This is a genomic window from Solirubrobacter soli DSM 22325 (assembly GCF_000423665.1).
Taxonomy (GTDB): Bacteria; Actinomycetota; Thermoleophilia; order Solirubrobacterales; family Solirubrobacteraceae; genus Solirubrobacter; species Solirubrobacter soli.
Genome location: NZ_KE384070.1, coordinates 88,975 through 100,631, shown reverse-complemented (window position 1 = coordinate 100,631; position 11,657 = coordinate 88,975). Strand labels below are relative to the sequence as shown.

The 11,657-nt window shown below is 70.4% G+C and carries 13 protein-coding genes and 1 pseudogene; 10 read left to right on the top strand and 4 right to left on the bottom strand.

Translation table 11 applies throughout. The features are described 5' to 3' along the window. Positions 1 to 53: 53 nt before the first annotated feature. The 3 genes from G569_RS0133455 to G569_RS53710 are packed head-to-tail and all read left to right on the top strand — an operon-like array spanning position 54 to position 2,550. Positions 54 to 1,214 (top strand): AI-2E family transporter, encoded by a 1,161-nt coding sequence (locus G569_RS0133455; protein WP_084285972.1) that lies wholly within the window; start codon positions 54 to 56, stop codon positions 1,212 to 1,214. 51 nt (positions 1,215 to 1,265) lie between these two features. Next, a complete protein-coding gene (locus tag G569_RS0133450; protein ID WP_037501089.1) occupies positions 1,266 to 1,883 on the top strand; it encodes a hypothetical protein in 618 nt (205 codons plus the stop codon). Between the two features lie 10 nt (positions 1,884 to 1,893). Further along, positions 1,894 to 2,550, top strand: a complete 657-nt coding sequence (locus tag G569_RS53710; protein WP_037501085.1) for a hypothetical protein — start codon at positions 1,894 to 1,896, stop codon at positions 2,548 to 2,550. Positions 2,551 to 2,554: 4 nt separating this feature from the next. Here the strand turns inward: G569_RS53710 and G569_RS0133440 are convergent, their stop codons facing one another. Continuing rightward, a complete protein-coding gene (locus G569_RS0133440) occupies positions 2,555 to 3,202 on the bottom strand; it encodes a hypothetical protein (protein WP_028066639.1) in 648 nt (215 codons plus the stop codon). Between the two features lie 81 nt (positions 3,203 to 3,283). On the opposite strand from G569_RS0133440, the pseudogene G569_RS66565 reads away from it, so the two are divergent. From G569_RS66565 to G569_RS0133410, 6 genes and pseudogenes are all read left to right on the top strand, one after another. Continuing rightward, a pseudogene (locus tag G569_RS66565) lies at positions 3,284 to 3,763 on the top strand (cupin domain-containing protein). A gap of 125 nt (positions 3,764 to 3,888) precedes the next feature. Beyond that, positions 3,889 to 5,202: an FAD-dependent oxidoreductase gene (locus G569_RS0133430; protein ID WP_028066638.1), complete on the top strand. Its 1,314-nt coding sequence runs from the start codon at positions 3,889 to 3,891 to the stop codon at positions 5,200 to 5,202. Between the two features lie 77 nt (positions 5,203 to 5,279). Continuing rightward, positions 5,280 to 6,107 carry an SMP-30/gluconolactonase/LRE family protein gene (locus tag G569_RS0133425; protein ID WP_037501333.1) on the top strand — a complete coding sequence of 276 codons (828 nt, stop codon included), beginning with the start codon at positions 5,280 to 5,282 and terminating at the stop codon, positions 6,105 to 6,107. 128 nt (positions 6,108 to 6,235) lie between these two features. Further along, entirely contained in the window at positions 6,236 to 7,558 is a 1,323-nt protein-coding gene (locus tag G569_RS0133420; protein ID WP_028066636.1) for a hypothetical protein, read from the top strand. A 163-nt stretch (positions 7,559 to 7,721) separates the two neighbouring features. Continuing rightward, entirely contained in the window at positions 7,722 to 8,267 is a 546-nt protein-coding gene (locus tag G569_RS0133415; protein ID WP_028066635.1) for a hypothetical protein, read from the top strand. Between the two features lie 91 nt (positions 8,268 to 8,358). Continuing rightward, a complete protein-coding gene (locus tag G569_RS0133410; RefSeq protein WP_053227362.1) occupies positions 8,359 to 8,727 on the top strand; it encodes a cupin domain-containing protein in 369 nt (122 codons plus the stop codon). A 3-nt stretch (positions 8,728 to 8,730) separates the two neighbouring features. Here G569_RS0133410 and G569_RS0133405 read toward each other — a convergent pair whose 3' ends face one another. Both G569_RS0133405 and G569_RS63255 read right to left on the bottom strand, forming a co-directional pair. Further along, positions 8,731 to 9,768: an NAD(P)-dependent alcohol dehydrogenase gene (locus G569_RS0133405; RefSeq protein WP_028066633.1), complete on the bottom strand. Its 1,038-nt coding sequence runs from the start codon at positions 9,766 to 9,768 to the stop codon at positions 8,731 to 8,733. Next, positions 9,768 to 9,938, bottom strand: coding sequence for a hypothetical protein (locus tag G569_RS63255; RefSeq protein WP_157592495.1), 171 nt, complete (start codon positions 9,936 to 9,938; stop codon positions 9,768 to 9,770). The genes G569_RS0133405 and G569_RS63255 overlap by 1 nt, the downstream gene beginning before the upstream one ends. Positions 9,939 to 10,053: 115 nt before the next feature. On the opposite strand from G569_RS63255, the gene G569_RS53700 reads away from it, so the two are divergent. Then, positions 10,054 to 10,872 carry an alpha/beta fold hydrolase gene (locus G569_RS53700; protein ID WP_053227361.1) on the top strand — a complete coding sequence of 273 codons (819 nt, stop codon included), beginning with the start codon at positions 10,054 to 10,056 and terminating at the stop codon, positions 10,870 to 10,872. Here G569_RS53700 and G569_RS53695 read toward each other — a convergent pair. Next, positions 10,869 to 11,633, bottom strand: coding sequence for an alpha/beta fold hydrolase (locus G569_RS53695; RefSeq protein WP_037501082.1), 765 nt, complete (start codon positions 11,631 to 11,633; stop codon positions 10,869 to 10,871). The two genes, G569_RS53700 and G569_RS53695, sit on opposite strands and share 4 nt — an antisense overlap. Positions 11,634 to 11,657 lie beyond the last annotated feature (24 nt).

Sequence of the window (11,657 nt, the reverse complement as noted above, 5' to 3'; positions counted from 1 at the left end):
AATCGTCCGATCTAGGTGATGCCGCCGCCCGCGCGCTCCGAGAAGGTCAGGCGATGCGAACTCGACGCGTGATCCGCGAACGCCGGCACGACGGACCCGACGCGCAGGCTGAGTTCGTCGAGATCGCGCCGGGAGAGCTCGCCGGGATGTTCAACGTGCCGAACTGGCTGCGAAACCTCGGGGTCATGGCATGGCTGCTCGTCGGTGTGACGGTGCTCATCGCCGGCACGATCTGGCTGTTGGCGCTGACCAACACGATCGTCATCCCGGTCGTGACCGCGTCGATCATCGCCGCGGTGCTCTCCCCGCTGGTGCGCCGGCTGCAGCATCGCGGAGTCCCGCGCGGGGCCGGCGCGGCGCTGGTCTTCGTCGGCGTGATCGCGGCCGGCGTCGGTCTCACGTTGCTGATCGTCGCGGGGATCACGAGCCAGACGTCCGAGATCACGGGCGCGCTCAAGAGCGCGGCAACCAAGCTCCAGAGCACGCTCCAGGACGCGGGCGTCAGCGCCGACGCCGCCAAGCAGGCCAACGTTGACGCGAGCGCGGGCGTGAGCAGTGCCTTCCATGCGCTGCTGGGCGGGCTCGGGACCGGCGTCAAGGCGCTCGGATCGCTGGCGATCTTCGCGTCGTTCACCGCCTTGAGCCTCTTCTTCCTGCTCAAGGACGGCCCACAGATCCGTGACTGGCTCGAGCGCCACATGGGCCTGCCGCACGCGGTCGGGCAGATGGTGGGCGAGCGGATGCTGCAGGCGCTGCGCGGTTACTTCGCGGGCGTCACCGCCGTCGCGGCGTTCAACGGCGTCGTGATCGGCCTCGGCGCGCTCGTGCTCGGGGTGCCGATGCCGGGCACGATCGCCGTCGTCAACTTCGTCGCCGCCTACATCCCCTACCTCGGCGCGTGGTCGGCCGGCGCGTTCACCGTCCTCATCGCCCTGGGCGCGAAGGGAAGCAGCACCGCCCTGATCATGGCCGTGATCATCCTGCTGGCCAACGGGGCCCTTCAGCAGCTGATCCAGCCGATCGCCTACGGCGCGGCGCTCGGCATCCACCCGCTCGCCGTCCTGATCGTCACGATCGCCGGCGGCGCCCTGTTCGGGACGATCGGTCTCGTGCTCGCCGCGCCGTTGACCTCGGCGGCGACGCACATCGCGGCCGACGTCGCCCGGGCCCGTGCCGCCGAAGCGCAGCCGCCGCCGGAGACCGTTCCCGCCTGATCACCCCGATCGGATGACGGCCGCCGGTACGCGCGGCGGAATCGTATGCCCATGCGCCCTCGACTCAGCGAACCCAAGGTCGTCCTGCTCGCCTTCGGCCTCGTGCTGATCGGCGTGCTCTGCGTCGCGGCCCTCGCCGACACCGGCGACGTCTGGATCGCCGTCCTCGGCGTGCTGGCCATGGGGTTGATCGCGATCGCGATCATCGTCGACCTGCGCGGCGTGATCGGCGACGACGACGAGGCCCCCGCGGTCGTCGCGGCGCCGGGTCGCGCGATCGTGATGTGCACGGCGGCGCTGACCTGCGAGCAGGTGCTCGACGCCGTCGGCGCCGACTCCGCGGAGGGCCGCTCGATCATGTTCGTGGCCCCCGAGGGCCTCGGCACCAGCGGGCTGCGGGTCGACGAGCACGACTACGCGCGGGCCCTGCGAGCCGAGACCAGGACCGTCGCCGCGCTGCGCCGCGCGGGCATCAACGCCGCCGGCCATGTCGGCGACCGCAACCCCGAGCACGCGATCATCGACGCCCTGGCGCTCTTCCCCGCGGGGGACGTGCTGATCGTCGCCCGGGGCGACGAGTCCGCGCTCTACCGCCAACACCTCGATGTCGAGTCGCTCAAGCGCCGGACCGGCGCCGACGTCCGCGTCCTCGAGGTCGTCGGGACCTGACGTCACATCCGTGGACGAACTGCCGATCGGGGAGTCGCGCTGGCCGCCGATCGTCGCCGTGGCCCTGTTCATGGCGGTCAACATCATCGTGCGGATGTGGCTGCCACATTCCGGCGTGGCGCATTCCCCCTGGCTCATGCCGACGGTCGAGGGCCTGATGCTGTTGGTGCTGCTCACGAGCAATCCGGGCAACGCCCGCGAGCGCCAGCGGCTCCGGCGCGTGTCGTTGGTCCTGGTCGGTCTGCTCGTGTTCGCCGCGCTGTGGGGGACCGGGGTCTTGATCTCGGACCTGATCAGGGGCGCGGGGGTCAGCAACTCGCCGAGCGAGCTCCTGGCCTCCGGCGGCGAGGTGTGGCTCGGCAACATCATCGCCTTCGCGATGCTGTACTGGCTGGTGGACGGCGGCGGCCCGCTCGCGCGCAAGAGCCTGCGAACGCCGGTCGACTTCGCGTTCACCCAGCACCTCAGCCCCGAGGTGGCTCCCGCCGGATGGAAGCCCGTGTTCCTCGACTACCTGCACCTCGGCTTCACGAACGCCACGGCGTTCAGCCCGACCGACGTGATGCCCCTGACGCACCGCATGAAGTACGCGATGGTCGTGCAGTCGACCGTCGCGCTGGCCCTGTTCGGGCTGGTCATCGCGCGCGCCGTCAACGCGTTCACGTGAGCGACTAGAACCAGCGGTGGACGCGTCGGGCGTCGAGCGCTCCGACCTCCTGCTTGGTCAGCGTCAACGTGATCGAGTCGTTCTGCACGCGCTCCACCGCCGCGGCGGGGATCACGATCTCCCGCCGCCCCCACAGATGGCCGCGCGCGAGGACGATGTCGGCCGCCTCACCGCTCCCGACCAGGAAGCCCTCCACCTGGCCGAGGTGATGCCCATCCGTCGAGAACACCGCGCTCGAGCGACGCAGCTCGACCTCGTGCTTGGGGATGCGGTCATAGTTGACCATCACGTGCGGGTCGGGATCGATCACGGTCCCCATGCCGTCCAGCTCCTGGTAGACCGGGAGCGCGAGCACGTCCTGGGTACCGATGTCCCAGTCCGGGTCCGCGGCGACGGACTCGCCCGCGCGGATGTATGCCGACTCGGTCAAGGGGTCAAGCCCTTCCACCTCGACGAGCGAGTAGTCCAGCGCGATCCCGTCGTCCGCGGGTCGCGCGCGGTCGATCGGGACGAGCCGCGCCCGCTCGTGGCGGCCGTGCGGCTCGACCACCAGGTGGGTGACGCGGCGCGAGATCGGGTCGACGATGACGTCGGCGAGTTCACCGAAGGCTCCGTCGCCGCACCGGACGCCGCAGCCGAGATCGAGCCTCATAGGCGGATGCAAGCAATCGCGGCGCCGCGCGTCCTCATCCTCAACGGGTGATCGGATCGTCCAGCCGCGCGCGCGTGCCCGCTGCGGGATACTGTGGTCGTGCCGACCGATTGGCGCACCCATGGCGTTCGCGTCGTCCGGGCCGGCGAGCTGGATAGCAACACGCCGCAGACCCCGGGCATGACGCGCGCCGCCGCCATCACCACCGCGCGCGCGGGCGCCGAGAAGCTCTGGGCGGGCACGGTCGACATCGAGCCCGACGCCAAGACCGGGGCACATCACCACGGGCCGGTCGAGAGCGTCATCTACGTCGTGTCCGGACGCGCGCGGATGCGCTAGGGCGAGCGCTTGGAGTACGTCGCCGAGGCCGGCCCCGGCGACTTCATCTACGTCCCGCCGTACGTTCCGCACCAGGAGATCAACGCGGAGGCATCCCAGCAGCTGTCATGCGTCGTCGTGCGGTCCGGGCAGGAGGCGGTCGTGGTCAACCTCGATCTGCCCGACGTCGAGCCGAACCCGCAGCAGGTCGACTGGGTCGACGACATCCACCCGTCGCCGTGATCGCAGCCAGAGGGTGGCAAGGAACTCGCCGCGATGCGATCAAAGGGGCGGTCGGCTTGGCGGCGCTCGGTGCCTTGCCGGCCGGCGCTGCCGGCAGATCACGGCCGAGGACCGGGCGCGATCGCGTGGCGATCGTCGGCGCCGGCATGGGCGGCGTCGCGGCGGCCTACTTCCTCGCCGCCGGCTTCGACGTCGACCTCTTCGAGGCACGATCCCGGATCGGCGGCCACTGCGATTCGCGGGTGATCAAACACCGCGGGCAGAGCGTCGTCGTCGATCTCGGCGCGCAGTTCTTCCATCCCGACACCCACCCGATCTACGTCACGTTGCTGGAGGACTTGGGCCTCTACGACCCTGAGCACCCTGAGGGCGACGCCACGGTGCAGGCTCCCGCGAGCCTCTGCATCTTCCCCACGGCCGGCGGCGCGCCGGTCTTCTCGTCGTTGAACCCGCTCTCGACTCCGGAACGTGCCGTCGACTTTGCGACGTTCACTCAACTCGCTCGGCAGGCGGTTCTGACCGACATGTCGTGGGAGACGACGGTCGACGCCTGGATCCGCGGCCTGCCCTTGAAGCCGGCATTCAAGGGCGACGTCCTATATCCGTGGATCACGGCGACGATCGGCTGTACGCGGGGCGACGCGCGACGAGCGTCGGCGCGGTCGATCCTGCAGACGTTCGCGCTGGCGTTTCCAGCCGAACTGTCCCAGAGCGCCACCACGTACAACTCGAAGATCGGCCTGCAGGGGAACCTCCAGCGCATGCTCGACCGCAGTCCGAGCGTCCGGGTGCATCTCTCCAGGCCGGCGCAGGCTCTGAGTCGCAAGAGCGGCGGCTGGTTCGTGCGCACGCCGCGGGGCCGCAAGGGGCCCTACCGGTTCGTCGTGCTCAACGCGCCTCCGCGCGCCGGACGCGAGCTGCTGCGGCCGCTGCCGGCCTTCGCCGACGCCACCGAGCTCCTGGACGAGTACAGGTACTTCGACTCCCGCCTCCTGATTCACACCGATCCGGCCTATGTGCACCGCGATCGCAGCAATTGGGCCGCCTACAACGCCGGGGTGGACGGACTCGAGTGCGAGGGCAGCTCCCGGCTCGGTGCCCTGCAGGAGACGCCTGCCGGGGGCACGGGTGTCGACGTGTTCAAGTCCTGGGCTCAGCGCCGGCGCGCCGATCCGAAGCACGTGCTCCTGGAGCGGCGGTTCAAGCACCCGATCATCGGCCGCTCGACCATCAAGGCAGCACGCGCCCTGCATCCGCTGCAAGGTCAACACGGCCTGTACTTCAGCGGCCAATACACCACCGGCATGGACCTGCAGGAGACGGCGCTCTACTCGGCCATGCAGGTCGCCGGGGCGATCGCTCCCGACAGCCCGACCCTGGCGTCGCTGAAGACCCGCCTGAGCGCGCGCGGGCGCGCCGGCATCGCCTACGACCTCTGACTCACGTCTCGCGGCGATGAGGATCGCGAGCGTGCGGAGTCTGGTGTCTTGAGTGCTGTTCGGGCAAGGAGATGCGGATGAGCGAGACACGGGTGATCGTGGATGGTTTGGGCTTTCCGGAGTCGACCCGGTGGCGTGGCGGGCGGGTCTGGGTGTGCAACTGGGGAAGCGGCGAGGTGCTGGCCGTGTCGCCGGATGGACGGCGCGAGACGATCGCTCGTCTGGCGGCGTCGACGCTTCCGTTCAGCATCGACTGGCTTCCCGACGGACGGCTGCTCGTGATCGACGGGCGCCGGCAGCAATTGCTCTGCCAGGCGCCTGACGGGAGCCTGACCGAGATCGCGGATCTGAGCGGCTTCGGTCCGGCTCCCTTCAACGAGCTCGTGGTCGACCGAGCCGGCAGCGCGTACGTCAACGGGGGCCCGGGGATCGTCGTCCACGTCGGCCAGGACGGGAGCGTGCGCGAGGTCGCCGACGGGCTGCTGTGGCCCAACGGCATGGCCTTGATCGACGACGGCCGAACGCTTGTGGTCGCCGACTCGCATGCCCGGCAACTCGTCGGCTTCGACGTGGCGGATGACGGCGCGCTGTCCGGGCGCCGGGTCTGGGCCGCGCTCGAGCACGCGCCGGACGGCATCTGCGCCGACGCGCACGGAACCATCTGGGTCGCCAGTGTCCCGGGCGAGCACTGCGTCCGCGTGGGCGAGGGCGGCCAGGTGCTCGACACCGTCACGGTCGATCGCGGCTGCTTTGCCTGCATGCTCGGGGGCGATGACGGCCGGACCCTGTTCATCGCCGCCGCCCACTGGCGCGGCATGGACGCGTTGATGAGCGAAGGACCGGGCACGACCGGCCGGCTGCTCGCGGCGCCCCACCAACCCGCGCCACACGCCGGCCGCCCCTAGCAGCACGAGCTCGACGGTGCTGTCTGACGCACCGTGATGAGGCCGCATGCCAAGCGGCCAACCTTCGCCCGCCGACGAAGGTCGTACCCGGAAATGACCACCATTTCCCACAGAAAGAGCCGATCCCTTTGAACCGATTCTTCAGCACGCGCGCCTCGGCGCTCCTGATCGCGCTCGCGGCGCTGGGCGTGGGCGTCGCGAGCGCCCACGCGGAGGTCAGGGACCAGCCCCCGAGCGCGAGCGACCACACGGCCGGCGGCAGCAGCGGCGGCTGCGGATGGCCGGTGTGGACCAAGCAGCCGCGGATCGTCATCCACACCACGCAATTCAATGCCGGCGGCGCCAAGCCGGATGACGAAGGGAAGATGGTCAACGCCATCCAGCAGGTCGCGAACGAGTTCAGCGACACGCCCGACCTGTCGGCGCGGATCACCAGCGTGACCACGACCACGGACCCCTACTACTGGGACACGTGGGTCAACGACTCGGTGCCCACGATCCACGTCCGCTTCTCGCCGCGGAGCGCGGTCACCGAGGACAACGACGGCGAAGGCGCCGACGGTCTGACGAAAGCGAGGATCGACTCATCGAACTGCACGATCAGCGAGGCGCACATCGAGTTCCCCTGGCCCGCCGACAAGACGTGGAACTACCTCACGCCGGATCCCGACGAGACTCCAGGAGAGCGTTGGTACGACACCGCGCCGACCTACCAGGGCACGTGGTTCAGGCCGACGTTCCTGCACGAGCTGCTCCACGCCTTCGGCTTCAAGCACGTCAAGGGCGTGTACTCGTTCATGAACCACCGCTCCCCGGGCGGCTTCCCGTGGGCCGGCGGCAAGGACAACGGGGTGCGGATGCTCCCGTGGGAGGTCGGCACGCTGCGCAACGCCTACGGCGACGTCGGCACCAGCTACGCCGTCGGTCTGCGCAACACGTGGTACGCGGCGCCGCAGCCCGGTGACGACGCCTCCTCGCAGGTGGCGCTCTGCCCGGACTCGAGCACGTGGGACGAGGACGCGAACGCCTGCAAGACCAGCTCCACGTCCGGCGACCGGCGGATCTGCTCCGGCGACCGGGTCACCGGCAGCGTCGCGTTCGCGAACTACTCCACCACCGGCGTGCGAGCCACGGTGCAGCTCTACTTCTCCAAGGACGAGATCTGGGATCCCGGCGACACGCCCTCGACCACGACGTTCACGGAGGACGCGGGCGCCGAGGCGTCGGTCAAGATGGGCGGCAGCTTTGCCGTGCCCACGCTCACCGCGGGACCGCAGTTCGCGATCGCCCGCGTCACCGCCGTGCCACTGCTGCTCGGCGGCGCCACCGATCCCTCGCAGACGCAGCATGACTCGATCCCGCTCCGCATCCCGGTCGGCGCCGCACACGGCTACGACAGCCCCGGCTTCCACGACTGCACGATTCCCTCGTTCGACTCGTCCGTCGGCTGAGACGCATCGTCAACCGCTGATGACGGGCTGTTGCCCGTCGCAGCGCGCCCTGTGGCCGATGCCATTGCACCTGCTGGCGGCTGGCGGATAGGTTCGCTCCATCAACCGCCAGGAGGTCGCGATGTCCGTTTCGCGGAAGTTGCCGGCTCGTTGGATTCCGACGTTGGGGTTCGCGGCGGTGATGGCGCTCGGTGTGACACCCGCGCAGGCCACGGTGGTGGATCGCGGCTCGTTCGAGGGCTCGGAGACCGTCCCGGACCCGCAGTGTGGCATCGCGCTGACCCGCAGCAGCACGTTCAGCGGCAACTTCCGGGTGCGCGTGGACAAGGCGTCAGGTGGGCAGGCCTTCTTCCAGCGGCTGAACTTCGACTACCGCGACGTCTTCACCAACGCCGCCAACGGGAAGACGATGACGTTCGAGGGCCACTCGGTGCAGAACGAGATCGCGGCGACGCCGGTGGGCGGCAACGTCTACGAGTTCACCGTCGTCGAGGCGGGCCAACCGTTCGTCGTGCGTGACGGCGCCGGCCGGGTCGTGCTGCGCGATCGCGGCGTGCTCCGCCACCGCGTCGTGTTCGACACCCTTGGCGATGGGACCCCGGGCGGGGTCACGATCGACGACGAGGTCGTCGCGGTGGGCGGGCCGCACCCGGGGTTCGACATGACCGAGGAGCAGTTCTGCGCGATGGTGACATCGCTCGTCGGCTAGATCCACGGCGGCCACACCCGGGCCCCTTGACCGTCGTGTGACAGATCACGTACGGTCACGACGGATCTGTAGAGCGGCGCGGGAGGCCACGGTGGCTGACGGACTGTCCTGGGAAGACCTGACCCCCGAACTCGAGGGCCCCGGCGTCGGCATCCGGCGGACGGATGCCGACGGCCTGGCCACCTGCATGATCCGCCTCGACGCGGGGCTCAGGACCGACCCGCTGTTCGCGGGAATGCCCGACGACCGCTGCCAATGCGCGCACTGGGGCTACATCATCAGCGGCACCATGCGCGTACACAGCGCCGACGGCGCGCGCGACTACGAGGCCGGCGAGACCTACTACTGGGCACCGGGCCACAACCTGGAGGCCGTGACCGACGCCGAATACATCGAGATCACCCGCTCAGCGGACTACGACGCCTTGATGGCGCACTGCAAGCGAGTCCTGTCGGGCTGAGGGTCAGCCATGCGGCGTGATCACGGCGCGCCCTGAGAGCGTGCCGTTGCGCATGCGTTCGTAGGCGTCCTCGACGCGCTCCAACGGGAAGTGCTCGACGTGCGCGTCGATGTGGCCCGCCCGGGCCAGCTCGAGGACTTCGGCCAACTCCACGCGGCTCCCCCAGTAGGGGTGGCTGAGGCTGGCGTCGGACGGAAGCGTGTTGAACTTGTAGGGCAGCGTGCCGCCGGCGACGCCGATGACCATCACGGCCCCGCCGCGGGCGACGATCTCCGCGTCCAGCGCAAGCGTGGCGTCGCCGCCCACGCAGTCGAGCACCAGGGTCGCGCCGTTGCCCGCGGTGAGCTCTCGGATCCGCGCGGCGGTGTCCGGGCCGGCGACGGTGTGGTGCGCACCGACGGCGGCGGCGAGTTCGAGCTTGGAAGCGTCGATGTCTGTGGCGATCACCCGCGCGGGCGAGAGCGCCTGGAGGATCTGCACGGCCATGTGCCCGAGGCCGCCCACGCCGATCACCACCGCGCTCGAGCCCGGGACGAGCTGGTGCAGCGCGAGCTTGATCGCGTGATACGGCGTCAGCGCGGCGTCCGATAGGGGCGCGGCGTCGCGCGGGTCCAGCTCACCGAGCGGCACGAGGAGCCGCGGATCGGGGACGAGCATGTACTCGGCCATGCCGCCGTCACGGCCGAGGCCGCCGCCGGCCGCGCCGAGCTCCTTCGCGCGCTCGCACAGTGTCTCGAGCCCCGTGCGGCACGGGCGGCAGCGCCCGCAGCCCCAGGGGCCGTAGATCGCGACGGGCTCGCCGGCCTCCCAGCCCTTGACTCCGGGCCCGAGCGCCTCGATCCAACCGGCGTTCTCGTGCCCGAGCGTGAACGGGAGCTCGTACGGGAGGAACCCAGCGGGCCACTCCATGACGTGGAGATCGGAATGGCACGCACCCGCTCCACCGACCTTGACGAGCACCTCGCCCGGGCCCGGCTCCGGCACCGGCACGTCCCGCAGCACGGGCGGCTGCTGCCACTCGACGAGCTGGAAGGCCCGCATCAACCGCGTCCCGCGCGGCCGGGGCAGAAGAGCAGCGAGGCGGCGACGAGCGAGCGTTGCGTGGGGCGCGTGACGCGCGTTTCAGGGGGGACGTCGTGGCCCGCGCCGGAAAGACCGAGCTCGCGAACGGTGGGGACGACAAAGCGGCGGATGTGGGTAGGAGTGTTCATGGCCGGGACCCTACACCAGAACTGAAGTCATTTCAAATAACTCGTTAGACCCGCCGCTGCGCCGTGTTCTCGAACCTGAAGCTAACTTGCTAACACTTGCTCTATGGTTGGTCTGATGCGCCCAGCGACCGCCTCCGGCACCGCGCACCCCGACCTGCACACCCAGTTGTACTGGGAGAGCACCGGCGAGGGCGAGCCCGTGCTGCTCGTCATGGGCCTCGGCCTCAGCGGCGGGGCGTGGTGGCGAACGGTGGACACGCTGAGCCAGCGCTTTCGCGTGATCACGTTCGACAATCGTGGCGTCGGCCGCTCCCGCGGCCTCACCCCCGCGTACACGACCGAGGCGCTCGCCGATGACGCCGTCGCCGTGCTCGACGCGCTCGCGATCGAGCAGGCCAACATCTATGGGCTCTCGCTCGGCGGCATGGTCGCCCAGCAGATCGCGCTCCGCCATCCCCGGCGCGTCCGGTCGCTCGTGCTCGGTGCGACGACCCCGGGCGGCCGCAAGGCCAAGCTCGCCGACGAGGAAGTCATGAACTTCTTCAGCACGCGAGGCAACCTCTCGCGCGAGGAGGCGGCCTGGGCGTCGGTCGCTTACAACTACAGCCGTCGCTGCCGCGACGAGCACTCCGACCGGATCGCCGAGGACATCCGCCGCCGCCTCGAGTACGAGTTCGACGAGGCGGCCTATCAGGCCCAGATGATGGCCGCCGCGATGCACAACTGCACGAGCCGGCTCGGTCGCATCGGCATGCCCGCGCTCGTCATCCATGGCGAGGAGGACCGTGTGGTGCCCGTGGCCAACGCCCATCTCATCGCGAGCCGCCTGCCCCAGGGCCGGCTCCACCTGCTCGAGGGCGCGGGCCATCTGTACACGACCGAGGCGCCGGAGGCCGACGCCGAGGTCGCCCGCTTCTTCGAAGCGGTCGGCTAGCTGGTCAGGAACGCGCGCACGGCCTCGTCGGCGGCGGGCTCATCGGTGGTGTAGAGGTGCGCGGCGTCGTCGAGCTCGAGCAGGCGTGAACCCGTGATCCGCGCGGCGAGCGCGCGGCCGTTGGCCGGTGGGACCATCCGATCCTCGGCGCCGTGCACGACCAGCGTCGGCGCGGCGATGTCACCGAGTCGCGCTGCCGCGTTGTGTCCCGCCGCGGCCGCGAGTTGCGCGCCATAGCCCACCGGATCGAACCGATAGGACCGCCGGCGCGCGAAGTCCTCGCCGATCCGGTCCGCGCCCGACCGGCGCGTGCGCTCGCTGTACACGTACGGGACGGACGCCCAGCGGCCCTCTTCATCGGGGACCGCGGCGCGGCGCGTGAGGAAGGCCAGCGTCTCGCGGTCGGGCGGCGTCGCGGCGACCCCGCCCGCGGAGGTCGCACCGAGCACGAGCGAATCGACGCGCTCCGGGTATCGCAGCGCGACCTCCTGGGCGATCATGCCGCCCATCGAGATCCCGTACACGTGGGCGCGGGCGATGCCGGCCGCGTCGAGCACGGAGACGGCATCCGCGGCCATCCCCGCGAGCGTCAGCGGGCCGGCGGGACGCTCGCCACGTCCGCAGCCGCGGTTGTCGAACGTCACGACCCGCAGCGAGCGCGCGAGCACCGGGACGGTGCGCCACCAGGCGTCTCCCGGGAGCCCGAGGCCCATGATCAGCAGCACGGCCGGGCCGTCGCCCGTGGATTCGAAGTGGAGCATGCCAGGAAATTTACCTGAAGTCAC

Coding starts and splice junctions, on each gene's coding strand:
- G569_RS0133405 (WP_028066633.1), bottom strand. CDS start 9,768: ATGCGGGCCTTCCAGCTCGTCGAGTGGCAGCAGCCGCCCGTGCTGCGG.
- G569_RS63255 (WP_157592495.1), bottom strand. CDS start 9,938: ATGAACACTCCTACCCACATCCGCCGCTTTGTCGTCCCCACCGTTCGC.
- G569_RS0133440 (WP_028066639.1), bottom strand. CDS start 3,202: ATGAGGCTCGATCTCGGCTGCGGCGTCCGGTGCGGCGACGGAGCCTTC.
- G569_RS0133450 (WP_037501089.1), top strand. CDS start 1,266: ATGCGCCCTCGACTCAGCGAACCCAAGGTCGTCCTGCTCGCCTTCGGC.
- G569_RS53695 (WP_037501082.1), bottom strand. CDS start 11,633: ATGCTCCACTTCGAATCCACGGGCGACGGCCCGGCCGTGCTGCTGATC.
- G569_RS0133425 (WP_037501333.1), top strand. CDS start 5,280: ATGAGCGAGACACGGGTGATCGTGGATGGTTTGGGCTTTCCGGAGTCG.
- G569_RS53700 (WP_053227361.1), top strand. CDS start 10,054: ATGCGCCCAGCGACCGCCTCCGGCACCGCGCACCCCGACCTGCACACC.
- G569_RS0133455 (WP_084285972.1), top strand. CDS start 54: ATGCGAACTCGACGCGTGATCCGCGAACGCCGGCACGACGGACCCGAC.